The organism is Granulicella cerasi (assembly GCF_025685575.1).
GTDB classification, from domain to species: Bacteria; Acidobacteriota; Terriglobia; order Terriglobales; family Acidobacteriaceae; genus Granulicella; species Granulicella cerasi.
Window position 1 is genome coordinate 128,869 of sequence record NZ_JAGSYD010000001.1, and the last position, 18,550, is coordinate 147,418.

9 protein-coding genes are annotated in these 18,550 nt (G+C 61.6%); 3 read left to right on the forward strand and 6 right to left on the reverse strand.

What is annotated here, in order from left to right; genetic code table 11:
- Positions 1–8: 8 nt before the first annotated feature.
- Complete coding sequence (locus tag OHL11_RS00500) at positions 9–1,241, reverse strand: SGNH/GDSL hydrolase family protein (protein ID WP_263369511.1); 1,233 nt, start codon at positions 1,239–1,241, stop codon at positions 9–11.
- Between the two features lie 380 nt (positions 1,242–1,621).
- Between OHL11_RS00500 and OHL11_RS00505 the strand changes: the two genes are divergently transcribed.
- The gene (locus tag OHL11_RS00505; RefSeq protein WP_263369512.1) at positions 1,622–2,875 is read left to right on the forward strand and encodes an ROK family transcriptional regulator; all 1,254 of its coding nucleotides are present in this window, start codon (positions 1,622–1,624) and stop codon (positions 2,873–2,875) included.
- 111 nt (positions 2,876–2,986) lie between these two features.
- Positions 2,987–3,928, forward strand: coding sequence for a hypothetical protein (locus tag OHL11_RS00510; protein WP_263369513.1), 942 nt, complete (start codon positions 2,987–2,989; stop codon positions 3,926–3,928).
- A 74-nt stretch (positions 3,929–4,002) separates the two neighbouring features.
- On the opposite strand, the gene OHL11_RS00515 is transcribed toward OHL11_RS00510, so the two are convergent.
- A complete protein-coding gene (locus OHL11_RS00515) occupies positions 4,003–4,821 on the reverse strand; it encodes a glycoside hydrolase family 16 protein (RefSeq protein WP_263369514.1) in 819 nt (272 codons plus the stop codon).
- 80 nt (positions 4,822–4,901) lie between these two features.
- Complete coding sequence (locus tag OHL11_RS00520) at positions 4,902–8,405, reverse strand: TonB-dependent receptor (RefSeq protein WP_263369515.1); 3,504 nt, start codon at positions 8,403–8,405, stop codon at positions 4,902–4,904.
- Positions 8,406–8,583: 178 nt separating this feature from the next.
- Between OHL11_RS00520 and OHL11_RS00525 the strand changes: the two genes are divergently transcribed.
- Positions 8,584–9,639, forward strand: a complete 1,056-nt coding sequence (locus tag OHL11_RS00525) for a LacI family DNA-binding transcriptional regulator (RefSeq protein WP_263369516.1) — start codon at positions 8,584–8,586, stop codon at positions 9,637–9,639.
- Here the strand turns inward: OHL11_RS00525 and OHL11_RS00530 are convergent, their stop codons facing one another.
- The 3 genes from OHL11_RS00530 to OHL11_RS00540 are packed head-to-tail and all read right to left on the reverse strand — an operon-like array spanning position 9,640 to position 18,538.
- On the reverse strand, positions 9,640–10,731 hold the full coding sequence (locus OHL11_RS00530; RefSeq protein WP_263369517.1) for a hypothetical protein: 1,092 nt from the start codon (positions 10,729–10,731) through the stop codon (positions 9,640–9,642).
- A gap of 25 nt (positions 10,732–10,756) precedes the next feature.
- Positions 10,757–15,073: an Ig-like domain repeat protein gene (locus OHL11_RS00535; protein ID WP_263369518.1), complete on the reverse strand. Its 4,317-nt coding sequence runs from the start codon at positions 15,071–15,073 to the stop codon at positions 10,757–10,759.
- Between the two features lie 54 nt (positions 15,074–15,127).
- Positions 15,128–18,538 (reverse strand): TonB-dependent receptor, encoded by a 3,411-nt coding sequence (locus OHL11_RS00540; RefSeq protein WP_263369519.1) that lies wholly within the window; start codon positions 18,536–18,538, stop codon positions 15,128–15,130.
- Positions 18,539–18,550: the final 12 nt, after the last annotated feature.

The window sequence follows — 18,550 nt, forward strand, 5'->3', positions numbered from 1 at the left end:
CCGCTGTCCTACTTCTTCCTGTCTTCAAACAGGCGCAGGTCGATTGACTCGCCCATAGCCTTGTAACCTGCTGGTCCGGGATGCAGATGGTCACCGCCGTCATACGCCGGCAGCATGTGGTCAGGGTGCGCCGGATCGCGCACCACCGCATCGAAATCGATCACGCCATCGAACACGCCCGACGTGCGAATCCACGCATTCAACTTCGTGCGATCACCTTCCGTCGTGACGCTCGGGTGGTAGTAGTCCGAGCCCAGAAACGGCGTGATCGTTGCGCCAAAAACCTTGAGACCATGGGAGTGAGCGCGCCACACCATCTGCGTCATCGCAAGCTTCAACTGCGCTACGAGCGCATCGTGGTCCGCCTGCGGATGAACTTCCAAGCGGTCCAGCGAGCCGATGTCGTTGATGCCCTCAAAGAAGATCAGATACTTCGCGCCGTCGATCGAGAGGACATCGCGGTCAAAGCGCGCTAACGCGCTCGGCCCAATGAACTGGCGCAGAATGCCGTTGCCGCCGATGCCTTCATTCACCACGCCCAGGCCGCTCGTTGACTTCGACGACTGCAGCTTGCGCGCGAGGACATCCGTCCAGCGATCATTGCCGTCCGTCGTCGCACCGTGGCCATCGGTGATCGAGTCCCCCAGGGCCACAACCGTCGCGGCAGCCGGCTGGCCGCTCACCTCTACTGCCGACAGGAAATACCAGCGCGGCAGCGTCTTCGGCGCCTTCGGCTCTGGCGAATCAATCGTCGTCGTGGCGCGTGCGCCGCTGTGATACGTCGCCACCCCGGGCGCCTTGTCGATCTGCAGCGTCACGTCGAGGTCTGACAATGCAGCCACCTTCACATCCATGGCATCGGAGATCAGCTTCGCGCCCGCAGGCACCTCAATCGCGGCACTCCCCGCAAACATCGCGGTCTTCTCTACCCCGGTCTGCTTCAGCGAAAGCTTCACCGAGCGCAGCACCAGCGGCGTTGCGCCGAAGGTGTTGTCCACGGTGATGCGGAGATGATCGCCACCCACCGAGAGCCGCACGCGCTCATGCACCATGGCGCCATCAAAAGCCTTCGCCGTCAGGGGCTCCGTACCCCAGGGCGCCATCTGCGACGAACCCCACGACGCTACCCACGGCTGCGCATGTTGCGCCGCGATTGAGGTCGCCGCCAGCGCAAACATCACGCCTACGCAAGCGAATCGGGGCCAGAGAGCGGCTTTACGGGTTATGGAGCGCAGTTTCATTCTTTATTTCTTGCCAACAAAATAACCAAGGAATCGGGGCAACCCTGACGATGTGCGGAACAATACTCAACGGCGCGTTCCGTCGTCAATACATAATTTGCTTTGCCGATGAAACGCCCAAATCTGACATATTCCGACACCCCTGCCCACACCGCATCGACAATAACTTCTCCGCATCGAAAAAATTACGTCGCATGACGCTTCAAGAACACTTGAAAACGAAGTCCACCTTCAGCTACAAAGCAGGGGAAGCCTATGCCGTGAGGAACGGATTGCGGCTGGTACATCTGTCCCACGGCAGCTCTGTTCCGGATGTGTAAATTTGTGGGTCCGAAGCTGTACACTCGTGGAATCATTCGCAGGCGCCGATTCGTTCATCAATGAGTAAGTCCTCTACGAAAACCCGCAATCAGAGCCAGAGCCGCCCGGCGCTGCGTGTGGGGCGGCAACTCGCCTACGTCGAGGTCGCGTCCAGCGAACTTACGCGCGACATCAATCGCGACCTGATCCTCGAACACATTCGCGCGCACCAGCCGGTCTCTCGGGTAGAACTTGCGCGCATCTCCGGCCTGCAGCCCAGCACCGTTTCTTCCATCGTCGAGCAGCTCAAGGAAGAGCGCTGGGTGAAGGAAGGTGCGACGATCAAGACCGCGCGCGGGCGTCGTCCCACGCAACTCACGCTCAACGATGAACTGCTGATGCTCGTCGCCGATGTGCGTCCGCACCATGCGGTGCTTGCTGTCGTGGACCTCAACGGCCACTTCCTCTCGCGCCGTCTCGTGCCGCTGCCTTCTGATGTGAAGAAGGGCTGCGAGGTGATTGCTGACGGCATGGCGAAGCTGCGCGATGAGCATCCCGGCAAGATTTTCGAAGGCGTCGGCCTGAGTGTTCCCGGCCGCGTGGACCCCGGCACGAACCGCCTGGTGCTCGTGCCGAACCTGCAGTGGAAGGGCTATGACGTTTCCGGTGACATCGGCAAGCGACTCGGCCTGAAGGTCGAGCTCGAGAATGACGCAAACGCCTGCCTGCTCAGCGAACTCTGGTTTGGACACATCGACGGCCTGCGCAACGTGGTGCTCATCGCGATCTCCGAAGGCATCGGCGCGGCGATTCTCGCTGAGGGCAAACTCATCGGCGGCGGCAATGGCCTCGCCGGCGAGTTCGGGCACATCTGCATCGATGCACACGGGCCCAAGTGCGGCTGCGGCAAGAACGGTTGCTGGGAGATGTTCGCATCGTCGCAAGCGGCGGTGCGCTACTACACCGAGCTGCGCCCGAAAGAGCCGAAGCCGACGATGACCGAGCTGATCAGCAAAGCCATGAACAAGGACGAGGCCGCCGTCGCCGCGCTTACACGACAGAGCGAAGAGATCGGCAAAGGTCTGCGCATGGTCACCGCCTCGCTCGCGCCGGAAGCGGTGCTCTTCGCAGGCGACATCACGACCTTCTGGGACCTCTCCGGCCCCATCATCGAGCGCGAGTGCAAGCGCGGCTTGCTGACTGACGGCAGCGGACCACGTCTGCTCTCCATCGGTGACGGCGAACTGGCGTTGCTCCGCGGCGCCGCGGCTGTCGTGCTGCAGCGGCACTCGGGCTACTATCGCTCTGCGCACGCACGTCCCCGAACCGCATAAACACTGGCGAAATCACGCGTTGCGACATTCGTTGCGCGACGTAAGAAATTGTCGCTGACGACAAATTTCTACGGACGAACCACGGCAGTTCATGTCACGCTGTAGCTCGACATGACGCGCTTCCATACCGGCATCCTCGCGATGCTCCTCGCACTCACCACGGGCCACGCACTCGCACAAGCCAAGCCGACCTCTGGCTCGACGGATGGCGACCTCGATCTGCAAGCCGCATCCGACGCGAACAATCTCGGCCCTGAAGGCATCGTGCCCGAACAGAAGGGCATGAATTTCTCGCTGATCGGCACGGCGCAGCATGACTCCGCAACCGGCTGGGCCGGGCTGATGACGCCCGTGCTGGCGTACCGTTTCGGCGCGCACTTCAGCGCGGACGTCTCTGCGCCGATCGACGTCTACATCCTCGGTACAACGACCGGCGGCACGGTGCTGAAGCCCACGACCAACACCGCACCCGCGCACTGGGTGCCCGGCGACACTGCGCTTGCGCTGCACGCCAACCTCGACTGGAAGAAGCTCGGCTACGTCTTCACGCCCACGCTCACCGCGCCCACCGGCGACTACGACCTCGGGCTCGGCACCGGTCACTACCAGTACGACTTCGCGAATCATCTCGAGCTCGACGTGCCGCTCCAGCCCTTCGTCGACCTCGGCATCGGCAACAGCACCGCCATCGTCAACCGTCGTGTGCAGCGCAAGCAGAACGCGACCGGCATCAACTCACACTTTGAGGCGGGCGTAGGCATCGATCTGCCCTTCGGCATGAACCTTTCGCTGAGCGCGTATGAGTTCCTGCCCATCGGCAACCAGACCGTCTACTCGAAGAAGGTGCTGAAGAAGAAGAACACCACGCGCACGACGACCAGCAACGGCCTTGCCGAAGACAACGGCTTCAACACCTCGCTCGACATCCCCATCGAGCGGCATCTGACGATCTCCGGCTTCTACAGCCGCTCGCTGCGCCAGCACAACGACACCTGCGGCGGCAGCATCACGTTCCAGCTGCGTCCGCCCAGGAAGAAGACCGAAGCGAAGTAGCCTCGGTCTCTCTTGCTCACATCGATTTGTGGCGCGAAGGATCTTCGTTGAACGCGCTGCAGACTCAACGCGCGTTACTGCGCTTTGTAGACGCGCACCCAGTCCACCAGCATCTGCTGCGGAAACTGCGTCGTCTCATCCGGATTCCCCGGCCATCCGCCACCCACTGCAAAGTTCAGGAGGATGAAGAAAGGGTGATCGAACGCCCAGTGCTTCGCCTCTGGAATGCTATCGGTCGTTTCCGTTTCGTAGAGATGCCCATCGCAGTAAAAGCGAATCTCCTTCGGGTCCCACTCCACGGCGAAGACGTGAAAGTCGTCCGCGAAGATCTTGCCGTCAGGCAGCGTGTAAGCACCCGTCAGCGGACTGCCGCCAGAGTATCCCGGCCCATGCAGCGAGCCGTGAATCTTGCTCGGCTCGCGCCCGATATTCTCAACGATGTCGAGTTCACCGCTCTTCGGCCAGCCGACTTTTTCGATATCGTCGCCAAGCATCCAGAACGCAGGCCATACGCCCTTGCCGCGCGGAAACTTGATACGCGCTTCAAAGCGTCCATACTGCTGCGCGAACTTGCCCTTCGTCTCGATGCGGCCCGACGTGTAGTGGCGCAAGACGCCGTCCTTGCCGGTAAAGTCTTCCTTCAACGCGGTGATCACAAGGTTGCCGTGCTCGACGTGCGTATTCACCGCGCGGTCGGTGTAGTACTCCAACTCCTGATTGCCGAAGCCCTTACCGTCGACGACGAAGCTCCACTTCGCAGGGTCTGGCGCAGAACCATCCGGCCCGTTGAACTCATCGCTCCATGTCAGCTTCCAATGCGGTTTCGCTGCTTGCGTCCAGCCAGGTGCGCTGAGCGCGAACAACAAGGCAACTGCGAACCACTTATGCTTCATCACTCCTCTTCCCTTCTCCGTGACACATACGAGAAGGAAGCGCCGCCAGCACGGCGACGCTTCCCCTGAAGGCGATCAGGTTAGAACGAGATGCGCGCTCCCACCTGACCGGTACGCGGTCCGGGTCCACCTTCGCCGATCACCTTGCCGAAGGTAACGCTTGTCATGCTGGCATCAACGGCGCCCAGACCACGGCGGTTGAAGATGTTGAAGAAGTCGCCGCGGAGTTGCAGCTTCACTCGTCCATCTGCCGTGATGTTAATGCCCTTGATGATGCCGAGGTCTTCTGTGGCCAGGCCGATGTTGCGAGCGTTGTCATAGAAGTTGCTGCCGTTGCCAAGCTGGCCAACTGCTGCGTTCGGGTTCTGGAAGCAGGAGGTGTTGAGGTACTGCCCGCCAATTCCCTTGTTGCCACGCACCATGTTGCAGCCCGGCACGATGTTCGCATACACGTTGTTGAAGCCCGGATAGTAGTTGCTGGAGAACACCTGCATCGGTGTGCCGCTGGCGTAGTGGAAGTCGCCGTTGAACATCCAGTTGTTCACCAGGCTGTCCACAAAGCGGTTCGATCCGCCGAGGAACTGACGGCCGCGACCGAAGGGCAGAATGTAGCTGATGTAGCCCTTCACGATGTGCGTCTGATCGAACGAAGCCACCGTGTTGCGCTCGCGGTTGCGGTCGTAGATGTTCTGCACCGAACCCGTCCACCAGAGTTCCTGGAAGTTCGAGTCCGTATCGCCATGCGCCTTGGAAAGCACATAGCTGGCCATCATCGACAAGCCATTACCCGCGGTGCGCTTCACAAGAATCTGCATTGACTGGTAGTTCGCATTACCGACCGGCGAGCCCACGACGAACAGTGGACCATAGCTGGTGGCCACCAGCGGGTTCGGCGTGATCGCCATGTAGGCCGAGCCTGCAAAGCCCTGGTACGGATACGGCACGCCAGCCGCTGCCGCCGAAGCTGCATCGCTGACCCAGTTCCACTGTGTGCCGCGCGTGGCCAGCGCAGCATACGCCGAAGGCGAAGGCTGATTGCCCGAAAGCACGCTCGTCTGCAGGTGATAGCTGTGGTTGCCGATGTAGTCGATCGAGCCGACCCACTTGCCGCCAAGGTCACGTTGCACGCCCGCCATAAACTGCTGCGTGTTGCCCGGAGTCAACATGCGAGGATCAATCTGCACCATGCCCCACTGTGTGTACGCAGGGTTCTTCACAGCGTTCGTGAAGGTGGCGTAGTTGGAGTACGGCGTGTCCCAGTTCTGCCACTTCGAGAGACGCTGGCCCGACGGCTGAATCTGGCTCGACGGCACGTAACCCGGATCGAAGCTGTAGGGCACAGCACCCCACGAGTTCAGGTTGAGCGGTGTATAGAAGATCGAGAACGATCCACGCAACACCGTCTTCGGCGTGATCTGATACGCCGCGCCAACGTGCGGTGCGAAGTTCGTCCACACCTGGCGGTTTGTCCATGACTGATCGCCGTTCGAGAGGAACTGCAGCGCACCCGGAACACCGGTCACAGAGTTAGCAGCGGTCGGGTTGAAGCTCGACCAGTGACCGTTCTTCTCTTTGTAAGGAGCGTTCCAGTCCCAACGCAGATCGAAGTTCAACGTCAGCTTGGAGGTCAGCTTCAAGTCATCCGACACATACGCCGAGAAGCTCTTGCGACGGCCATACAGTTGGTTCGGCTGGCTGACACCGGCACTGTTGGTTGCACCCAGCAGGAAGCTCGCGAACGAGTGGCCCACCGAGGTGGCATACGATGCGTTCGGTGCGCCTGTTTGCGCTGCGTCGAAATCAACACTCAGCACGCCGGAATCAGCGTGGCTGTTGAACTGCTGCGCGCGGAACTCCACGCCCATCGTCAGCGTGTTGCGTCCGATCACCCAGCTCAGGTCGTCGTTGTAGATGAAGGTGTTCGCTGCATAGAAGTCGTTGAACTGGCTGCCCAGTGAGCTCATGTTGTACGTCGAGAGATAGCTCGAACCGCCGAAGGTGATCTTCGGGAAATTACCCGAACCGTAGGTGCCAAGACCGAGTTTGCTGTCCCAGTTCCCCGCACCGGAGATTGCCTTGCTCGGGTTGTAGAAGCGGTTAAAGGTAAAGCGAGCCGTGTTCAACAGATGATCGTTCACCGTGTGGAACCATGCGATACGCGCCGACGGAGCGTGCACGAAGTGATCGTACGAGTTCGCCATCGGTCCGCCGTTGGGCGTGCTGTAGCTCCAGATGCCGCCCTGATCCGCGAGAATGCGCGGGCTGCTGTTGTAGATGTAGCTGCCGCCGAAATGGTCCTTCTTGCTCAGGTAGTAGTCAATCTTGCCGCTGACCATGCTGATGTGTTCCCACGGCAGCGTCTGCGACGGCATCGCGTTGTTACCCGCGGCGCCCGGAGTCGGGTTTGCGATCGGCTGGTAGTACTGCTGATAGAGCTGAATGATGTTCTTCGACACGTTGCTGAAACGCGTCGTCGGAATCTGATTGTTGACGAAGACATTGCCCGTCGTCGGATCAAAGATTGCGCCCTGATAAATCGTGTTGCCAGCGCTATCCGTACCTAGCGTCACCGTCTTGTTCAACAGGGCACTGAGGTCGCCGTTCAGGAATGCTGCATTCGGAACGACGGAACCCAGGCCGCCACGCGAGAAGTTCGAGAACATGTAACGCTCGAAAGCGCCGTACCAGAAGAGCTTGTCCTTGATGAGGGGACCACCAACGCCGAGACCCCACTGCGACATGTTGTCGCTTGGACGCGGATAGCTTGAGCCGTAGGTGTACTTGTTGAACCAGTCATTCGCATCGAAGACCGAGTTCCGCAGAAAGCCAAACACAGCGCCGTGGATGTCGTTCGTGCCCGACTTCATCTCGTACTTGAAGACACCGCCGCCCGTGCGGCCATCGGTTGCGCGAATGCCCGCCGTGTCTACCTGGAACTGGTTGATCGCTTCCATCGGCGGCTGCGATTCACTGAGGTAGCCACCAAGCTGCGACACGGCAGAAGTGCCGTCGATCATGACTTCCTTCGTCATCGCCGGCGAGCCGTTCACGTGCGAGGCATAGTCGGAGCCTTCGACGCCCGGCATGTACGCGAACATAAACGTCGAGAGTGTGCGCCCACCCTGGATCGAGAGCGGCATGTCCGTCACGGTTTCGTTTTCGAGCGTGACTTCCATCTTCGCGTCTTCGGTCTGCAGCAGCGGGGCCTGCGTCGTTACCTGCACGACCTCAGTCTGCGCGCCGACCAGCATCTTCGCGTCAATCTCCGCCACCTGAGAGACCGAAAGCATGATGCCAGTGCGGTCATACGGGCGGAAGCCCTCGTGCGTGAAGTGGACGATGTAATGGCCGATGGGCAGGTTGAAGATGCGATAGAAACCACTCGAGTCCGTGTTGGTCGTCGTCTTCACGCCAGTGTCCGTGTTCTCGACGATGACCTGCACATTGGGCACCGTCGCGCCCGACGCGTCCTTTACGATGCCGGTGACCGATGCCTGGTCGCGCTGTGCGCGTGCCGCCAGGCTGGCGCTGAGAAGAACCGCGCAGCATAGCCAGCGACCCAGCGATTGATTGCGAAACGTCATGATGTTGCCTCCGAAATGAAACAGCCGGCGGAAGGTTCTCGACCTCGAGCGGCATTCGCAGAATCGGTTCTGTAAATGAACCGATTCTGTGAGCGGGGAACACAGTATTTCCGCGGCTTCAGAATTGTCAAGAAGCATCTTTTGCACGGTGTCGCACTCGTGATAGAAAAAGGAACACATGAAGAGCCGCAGTACTTCCGGCCGCATCACCCTTCGCGATCTGGCGACGCATCTCGGGCTTTCAAAAACCACCGTCTCCGTCGTGATGAGCGGCTCAAAGGCCGCGGAGGCGATCCCCGAAAAGACGCGCCGACGCATCGAACGCGCCGCTGAGAAACTCGGCTATCGCGCTCACTACATGGCGCGTTCGCTGCGGAAGAGCGAGTCGATGTCGGTCGGCATCATCGTGCCGGAGTTCTCGGACGGCTACTTCACGCTGCTCATGGCGGGCATTGAAGAGTTCCTCATCAGCGCTGGCTACTTCTACTTCACCGTGTCGCATTACTGGAAGCCGGACCTGCAACAGCAATACCCCGCGATGCTCGAAGAGCGTGGCGTGGACGGCCTGTTGATGGTGAATACCGATCCGCCGCAGAGCCATCTGCCGATGGTGTCGATCTCAGGCCACCACAAGCGCGGCGCGCCTACCACCGTGATGCTCGATCATGAGCACGCAGCGCATCTGCTCATCGAACACCTGCACGGGCTCGGCCATCGGCGCATCGCGTTCGTGCACGGTCAATCGTGGTCACAGGACACGCAACTGCGCCGCAAAGCCTTCGTCACAGCAATGCAGCAATTTGGTCTGAAGATCATTCCGGAGTTGCAGGTCACGCTCGATGCGACGACCTGGACGCCTGATCTGGGCTATGCACCCGCCACCGAGTTGCTGAAGAAGACGCGCGACTTCACGGCCCTCGTCTGCTTCAACGACACCGCGGCAATGGGTGCGATTCGCGCCGCACGCGACGCGGGTCTCCGCGTGCCCGAGGACATCTCGGTCACCGGCTTCGATAACATCGCACACGCCAGCTTCTTTTCACCGAGCCTCACCACCGTGCAGCAGCCGCTGCGCGAGATGGGAAAGTCTGCGGCGCAGGCGCTCATCGAGCACATCCGCCACCCACAGCAGACGCAGCCCGCGAAACTCGTGCATCAACCCTTGCTGGTTGCGCGGGAGTCCACAGGCCATGCGCCGCTCACCGCGACGACGGCAAAGAGATCTGCGAAGTAACTACGGTTTCGGAGCGAGCTCTCGCGAAGAGCACTCTCCGCCAAACACCGCAGCCAGGCCACACGGCGAGTTGAACATCTTGTCGCCGTCATGCTCCACGCCCGGCACGAACCAGAGCTGCTGCGAAGCGCCCTCCTGCTTCAACTCCGGATGACGGCCTTCGAGATACGTGAAGTATGCTTTGCCGCGGAAGAAACGATACGGCCCTTCCATCTCGCCCGAGCACGACTTGTCCAGCGCGGGATGGTCCGGGTCGGTGTCCTTCGTGCCGAGAAGATAGACCACGTCTCGCCGCACATAATGCGTCTCGATCGCGTCCCAGTCAGCCGCCGCATCGACGTAGGGAGGCGCCTTCTCTGTGCCGTACTTCCAGAGGTTGTAGTGGCCCATGCAGCTCTTCGAGGGCGCGCCGAAGGTGAACTCTTCCTTCGCGTTCAGCGCGGGGCGCTGTGGCGAAAAGTAGAGATACGACGACGGGTTGGCGATGACGTAGCGCACGTGGATCCCCGCGCGCATCAACAAGTCTCCCGCGGTGCTCACCACGGCATAGCGCTGCACCACCTGCGCTCCGCCGGAGTGTCCGCCGATGATGACCGTCTTCAGGTTCGGGAAGATCGTCTTGTTGCGCAGATAAGCAAGGATCGCGTCGACGCAATCGAACGAGCTGATCGCGCCGTTCATCGCATCTTCGCCGCCCATCCACGCCTCCGGCGCCCAGTGCAGCGTGTCCTGCGACAGGTGCCAGTGGTCCACGTCCTGCTGACCGAGAAACTGCGGCGTGATGAGCAACGTGGTCTTGCCCGCATCGCCCGCAGCCTTGATCGCCGCCAGGCCGCTCGCGTTGTAGACATCCGCGTTCCGCAGCTTGCCGTGGAAGAAGATCAGCACACGCGTCACTTCCGGCAGCGGTTTCGACCAGTCGCGCGAAACATACAACGGCAGCTTGCCTTTGCCTCCGCGAGGAGAGCTCACCTGCATCTGGTGATCGGCCACGGCCTTCACCGGCGCAGCAGAACTCGTCGTGTCGTCGGCCTTCGCCACAACGCCTGCACTCACCAGCAACAACACTAACGCTACGCGCACAAACTTCATCAAAGCCAGGCTCCTCAATGCGATCTTACGGAATCGTCAACGTAAAGTTGATCGTCTGCAGTGTCGTCGTACCCGAGTACACGTTCACGCTGAAGTTATAGGTACCAGAGCCCTGCTGCAGGGTCGTGGGGTCTTGCCCTGAGCAGCCTGTGAGCGCGCCCGCGCCCACGATGCCAAGCAACAGCATCGCCAGCATCGGCAGCGCTGCACGACGACGACGCAGACCGAAGATCAGCAGCGCCAACGCAGGCAGTGAAGCCAGCTCCAGCGCACGTCTCGACGAGGTCAGCGGCCTGCGATCGACGCTCGCATACTTCGCACCTGAGTTCGCCACAAGCATCTGCACCTGCACCGTGGAGCTGTCGCCAGCAAGCTTCACGCTTGCCGGGGAGAACGAGCATTGCAGCTTCGACGGCAGCCCGTTGCACGCGAAGGTGAGCGTGTCCATGCGACCACCCGTGACGATATTCAACTGCGTCTGCGCCTGCTGATAGTTGGCCGAGGGGAACGCCAACGCGGTGCTCGCAGGCGTGACGCTGAAGCCTGCAGCGACGGTCACGTTGCTGCACGTGCTCGTCACGCTGGCATAGTTGGTCGTCGCCGAAGTGAAGACCGCGGTGATGCAGTTGGTGCCGGAGGCCAGGCCCGTGAAGGTCGACGTGGCGATACCGGAAGAGTTCACCGCCACCGCCGGGCCGAGGCTCGTGGTGCCGGAGTAGAAGACGACCGATCCCGTCGGAGTGCCCACCGACGCGGTCAACGTGGCGACAGCCGTGTAGCTCGTCGTGGGGTAGCCCGTCGTCGGTGACACGGTGAGCGCGATCGTCGGCGTCACCTGCGTCACGACGGTGACGTTCGCACATGCACTCGTTACGCTTGCGAAGTTCGTGCTGCCCGCATACTTCGCGGTGATGCAGTTCGTGCCTGCGGGCAGGTTCGTGAATGTGCCCGTGGCCTTGCCGGTGCTGTCGAGCGTGCCGGTCGCAAGCTGCGTTGATCCCAACAGGAAGGTGACAGTGCCCGAGGGCGTTCCCGCCGTCGAGGACACGGTCACGGTCGCGGTGTAGGTGCTCGTAGCAAAGCCCGTCGTGGGCGTCACGCTCAGCGAGGTGGTCGGCGTGGCCTGCGTCACCGTGAAGGTCGCGGCAGTGGTCGTGACTACCGTCGCGGTCGTCGATCCACTCGGTGTGTAGTCCGCCGTGATGGAGTAGCTGCCCACCGCGGGCGTGTAGGTGTACGACGCCGAAGCGTTCGCGTCGGACGTAGCCGTCGTCAGCTTCACGCCTCCTGCGTAGAACGTCACCGTGCCGCCTGTGTTGTTCGGGCCGTACACAAGCGCCTTCAGCGTTACGCTGTTGCCGTACACGACCGAGGTCGGCGCGGCCGTCACAACGATGGCCGGGGTGGCCGTCGCGGCGGTCAGCGTGAAGTACGGCGAGCCGTTCGTCACCGTCGCCGTGAAGGAAACAGTGTCGGTCGGCACGCCCGTCGATACCTGCGAGAAGGCCGCACTCAACGCGCAGGAGTTGCCGCTCGCCAGCGCGCCGCTGCAACCGTTCGTAGTCGCAGGCGAAACCGTGAAGTCGCTCGTGTTTGTCACGGTGTAGCTTGTCGTGCTCACCGGCGCCGAGCCGATGCTCGTGAGCTCGAGCGTCGTCGTAGCGGGGCTGGTGTTGAATTTGTAGTAGCCCGACGTGCGCGCGGACTTCACGACACCCGTTGCGCCGCTGTCTGCAAGGTATACATTGCCCGTGCTGTCGAGCGCGATGCCGCGAACGGTGGTGCCTGTGTAGAGCGTGAAGCTCTGCGAAGCTGCAGTCGTCTCTGTCGCGGTGGTGTTCGCCGTCGAGTAGAGATTGTTCGCCGCGTCCACTGCAATCGCCGTAGCTGTCAAAGTGGCGCGCGTACTTTGCACGCCCGCCGTGGTGAGCTGCTGCACCGCACTGCCGCTCGTGGCGTAGATCGTACCGTCAGCACCCACCGCTACACCGGTCGGCGTGCTCAAGCCTGTGAAGCCGACGGTGCGCGCAACGTTTGAACCGGGAGCGAAGGAAGCGATGCGATTGTTGCCGGAGTCCGCAACGAGCAAAGTGCCATCAGCCGCAATCGCAAGCTGACGCGGGCTGCTCACCGTTGCGGACAGGGTGAACTTTGTGCCAACGGCCGGAATCTCGGTGATCGTGTTTGCGCCTGCGTCTGCAATGAAGACATTGCCCGCACCATCCGCCGCGATGCCCTGCGGATTATTGAAGCCCGTCGCAAGCGTCGTCACCGTAGAGCCCACAGCGCGCAGCGCAGACTTCGTCGTCGCATCGGTGAAGTACACCGCGCCGGCGGCATCCGTCGCCACCGCGTTCACGCTGTAGCCTGAGCCGATCGTCGTCTGCGTGCCGGGATCCACCGCGAGCGCCGCGCCGGTGCCCACTCCGCTGATGACCAGCGAACCGAGCGTACCGGCCGAAGCATTCACGCGTACCGCGCCCTGGCGTAGCGCTGCAGCTGTCGGCTTGAAGCTCACATTCTCCACGCACGTCGAGCCTGCAACTACCGCAAGCGTCGAAGAGCAGGTGCTACCCGTTGCCTCTGCAAAGTCGCTCACCGGAAACGACGAGGCCAGCAACGTGTTCACGCCGAGGAAGGTGAACGCATACGGCTGCGCAGCGCTTGTGCTGCCCACTCCGGTCGCCGGGAACGTAGTGTTGTAGGCGAACTTGCGCACGACGTAGCTGATCGCATCGCCGAAGTACAGGTTGCCGGAAGCGTCTGCTACTACGGGACCGCGAGGGCTGGACAGCTTCGCCTGCGTGGCAGGGCAACCGTCGTAGTAGGCGTCCGTCATCACAGGGCCGGTCGTGCCGCCGCTGCAAGTTGCGTTCGCAGCCGCGGTCGCAATCGCACCGTTGCCGCCGAGGATCGCGGCGATACCGGTCTCCGCGTACACCTCGTAGAGATAGCTGGTGCCGTAGTCGAAGAAGAAGACGTTGCCCGCAGTATCGCCGCCGATGCTCTGCGCAGAGCTCAACACCAGCGCGCTCGGAGCTACGCCATTCTGCGCACCGGCGAGACCCGTTCCCTGGCCTGCGAAGCTGTAGGTATAGCCCGCCTGCAGCGTGCCGCTCACGGCCGTGGGATTGGCTACGCCGCCATAGATCACCTTGATGCGCTGGTTCGTCGCGTCGGTGTAAAAGACGTTGCTGTTCGCGTCGAGATACACGCTCCACACCGGACCCGTACCGACTGCATTGCCGAGCGCTGCGGTATCGCTGCCTGCCGTCGTCAGGCAGGCATTCGCGCTCGACACCGAACCCGTCTTGTTTGTTGCCGCAGAAACGCATCCTGCACCAGCGATCGTGTACACATAGCCGACCACGGGTGAGGCCGTACCTTGCGCAACGAGAATCGCCTTTGCAGCGCTTCCACCGTTGTAGAGCACGCGCACGGCGTTGTTCAGGTTGTCGGCAATGAACACATCATCGCTCGAGGAGATCGCAACACCCGTTGGCGAACGCAGCAGCGCGATCGCCTGCGCAGCCGTTGTGCTCGAATTCGCTGCAGTGGTGTACCCCGGTTGCGCATCACGATAGCCATTCGCAAAACCTGCGATGGTGTACATCGCACCGTTCGCGGGCGCGGTCACAGTCGGGTTCTCCGTGGTGATGAGCTTCGCCGCTGACGTCGTCACCGCGCAGTTCACGCAGAAGACGCGGATGCGGCCGTTCGAGTAATCCGCGAGGAAGAGGTTGCCATCGGCATCGACCTTCACATCGCGCGCGGCCACAGGCGCTGACGCACCCGGGCAACCATCGCCGAGCGTATCCAACGCCGTGGGCTGGCCACTCGCAGCGTAGTTCGCACACGGCAAGCCGCTTACGTTCAGCACGGTAAACGTGGGATACGCAGTGGACGTCCCTACGCCCACACCTGCAAGCGTGTACACATTGCCCGCCACAGGCGTCGGCGAAGGCGCACTCGCGAGCGGCGTCACGTAGCCGCTGTTCGCGGCCTTGATCGCCGCCGCAAGCTGCGTGCCGCCGTTGTACACAACGCGCACCTGCTTGTTGCCGTAGTCCGCAAAGTAGATGTTGCCGTACTTATCGACCGCAGCACCTTGCGCAGCGTTCAGCTTCGCCTGCGTCGCAGGGCAGCCATCACCGAGCGCGGAGCCGTCGGTGCTGGCTATCGCGCCGGTACACACCGCCGTGGTGGTAGACGTGCCAAAACCCGCAGCCGCGCTCGTGAAAGGAACGGGCACGGCGCTGGGCTGCGTTTGCGCATGAGTCGCGAAGCCGCATGCAAGGAGTGCGATCGAGAGAAGCGATTTGGCCTGGCTGAAGTTCGCCATGAGAGTCATCCTTAAAAACAAAAACCGTGAAACGCTGTGGTCGAAATTGCCGACTTAGAACTGGACCTTCGCGACAAGCTGCAGCAGGCGCGGGTTGCCGACGGTGCTCAGGATCGCTCCGAAGTTCGATCCGCTCACGTTGCCTGCGGGGTTCGCGAAGTTCGGGTGATTGAAGACGTTGAACGCCTGCAGGCGGAGATCCAGCGCCGTGCCCGCGAAGAGCCGCGTCCGCTTGCCCAGCGAGAGATCGACGTTCGCGTTACTCGGTCCGCGCAGTACGTTGCGACTCACCGTGCCGTAGCTCGTGCCTGCGGTCGTGAAGGCCGCGGGAACGTTGGTCAGTGTGCCGTTGTTGAAGTACGCGGTCAGGCGATCTTGTGTGCGGCCATAGCGGCGAGCGGTGTTGGCGTTCGCACCAGCCACCCAGCTAGCGCGGCTCGTGTCCGTGCCGTACTGCGAAGCACCCGAGCTGTCGGTGATATCGATCGGCTTGCCGGTCTGATACACACCTGTTCCCGAAAGGTCATAGCCGCGGAAGATGCCGCGCGCCCAGCCATGAATCGGCAGCGTGGGAATGCTGTACGACCAGCGTGCCGAGATGCGGTCCGTGCGATCGAAGTCCGAAGGCCCGTATGCCTGGCGCGGGTTCGTCTGGTCGCCATCGAAGTTGTTGAAGACCGAACCATCGGCCGTACCCGAGCTCGTGTCCATCGACTTGCCGAAGGTGTTCGTCACCATGAAGTTGGTGCGGCCCTTCTTGTAGTTCAGTGTCGTCTGCAACGAGTTGTAGTTCGACGTCATGCGCGTCTGCAGATACAGGAAGCCCGGAATGCTGAAGCCCTGATACGGCGCGCGCTGCTGCGGATCGCCGGTATTCACCGTCGTGCCGTTGATGGGATTCGAAGCGCTCGCAAGCTGTGCCTGGTTTAGCTCCGTCTCCACCGGCAGATGACGGCCGAGCGTGCCGACATAGCCCACCTCGAGCATCATCGCCGGCGTGATCTGCGTCTGGATGTTCACACCGAACTGCTGGTAGTACGGCGTCTTGATCTGCGGATCAATGTTGTTGATCGACAGCGGCGCGGTCGCCGTGCCCGACGACGAGTACGCGGCTACCTGGGGCAGAATCGGGAACTGCGAACGCTGCGGCAGCGTGGGGAACGGATTGTCGAAGCTCGAGTTGATGTTGATGGGCGTCTGCGGCGTCTTGCCGCTCTGGCCCGACGAGTTCTTCCCGTCGGCGCGCACGTAGTTCGGCACCGACAACGACTCCAGCAAGCCAAGCTGGTTCGACAGACGGTCATAGAACAAGCCATAGCCCGCACGCAGCACCATCTGATCGTTCAAGCGATAGATGGCACCGATGCGCGGCCCGAGGTTCAACTTGCCCACCGTGTCGGTCAGCGTATTGGAGACCTTCGCAATGCCCGGCACCGCATTCACCGCATTGCCTTCCTGCACGAAGCCCATCGAGGTCACACCACCCGCGGGCGGAGCCACGTAGCGGCGTGGATCGAACGCACCGTTGCGACCGAAGATGTCCACCGGCAAACCGATGTACTCCCAGCGCAGGCCGATGTTGATGCTCAGACGCGAGGTCGGCTTGTACGCATCCTGCGCGAAGAGCGCGATGTCGCGGATGCGGTCATAACGCTGCACCACGCCCGACGCCACCGAGTAGGTGTAGTTGTCCGAGTAGCCCGTGCCGTTACCGCCCGCGGCCACCGACTGGCCATTGCGGCCGAGCATCAGGTTCTGCATCGAGATCACGTCGATGGAACCGTTCATACGATTATTCGAGAAGTAGTTGTCCTGATAGCGACGCATCTCGAAGCCGAAGTTCATCGCGTGCTTGCCCTTCAACCAGTTCACGTTGTCGAAGTACTGCCATGTGTTCTCGGTGTCCGCCTGGTCGGCGTTCACGCTGTAGCCGAACTCATACGAGTTCGAAAGCTCGATGAGCGGAATGTTCGGAAAGTCACCGGCATTGAAACGCGTCATGCCAATGGCGCTCAGCGGAATCTGATTTTCAAAGCCCGTGTGCCCCAGCAGGCGCGACATACCCATGCGGAACTCGTTCACGACGTTCGGCGAGAAGACATGCGTCTCGCTCACCGAGTAGAGGCGGCTCTTGAAGAGCTGATTCAAGCCGAAGCCCGGCACCGAACGCGTCGAAGGCAGCGACTGAAACTGCGGCTGCTCGGCGATCACCGTGTGAAACGCCGCCGTGTCCTTATCGCGCCAGCGATACGTCATGCTGCCGGAGTACTCGTCTTCATTGAAGATCGACGGCACCGACACGGCATAGTTCACATTCGTGTTCGTTGCCGATCCGTTCGGCGAAGGCACAACATAGTTGCCGTTCGCAAACTTCAACTGCAGCAGCTTCAACGCTGCAGGGTTGATGTTCGAGCCATCGGCAAGGATCGACGGCCCGCTATGCGAGGTCGCGCCCAGCGAGTTGCCGAAGAGGCCAAGCGAGGTGACCGAGCGGTTCGTCGGCAGGTTCGGAATCGCAATCGTCGTCGTGCCCGCATAGCCATTCACCTGTCGCGTGCCCTGATACGCGAAGAAGCCGAAAAGCTTGTCCTTGATAAACGGTCCGCCGATCGCGCCGCCGAACTGGTTCTGGTTCAGCTTCGGCTTGCGCTGGCCGAGGTTGTTGAAGAACCAGTTGTTCGCGTTGAACATCGTGTTGCGGAAGTACTCATACACCTGGCCGTGAATCGCGTTGCCGCCCGTGCGCGTGATGAGGAAGATGTTCGATCCGCCCGAGCGCCCCGTCGCCGCTTCAAACAGCGCAGTCTGCACCTTGAACTCCTGAATCGCGGCCGGAGGAGGAATGATCGTGCCATTCGACGCAAACGCGTTATTGCCCGCCGAGTTCACGTGTACGTTCACCGCGTCGATGCCGTCGATATAGATGGAGTTCGAGCTGGTGCGCGCGCCGTTGGCGTTGATGTTCTGCGTACCGCGGCCCAGCGCGGTCGCATCGTTCAACTCACCCACCACGCCCGGCGACAGACCCAGCAACTGCGTGAAGTTGTTGGTCGCCAGCGGCAGCTCTTCCACGGCCTGACCGTCGATCACGCGGCCCTGCGTTACCGACTCCGTCTGCAGCATCGGCTCGGCCGAGCTGACATCCACCGTCGTCGCCACGCTCGAAAGCTGCAGCTTCGCATCTACGGCGATGTGTTCGGTCACGTTCAGCGTCGTCACCTCGGTCGAGGTGGCGAAGCCTTCGAGCGCAAACTTCAGCTCATAGTCCGCAGGACGCAGCGCCGGAAAGCTGTACTCACCCGCAGCGTTCGTCGTGGCCGTGCGCGACTCACCCGTGGAGGTGTCGCGCGCCGTGACGAGCACCTTCGTCAGGCGTCCGCCGCCTGCATCCGTCACTACGCCCGAGATCGTGCCGGTGGTCTGCGCGGTCGCAATCGCCGCGCCGCCCAGCAGAAGGAGAAACACAATCCAAATTCC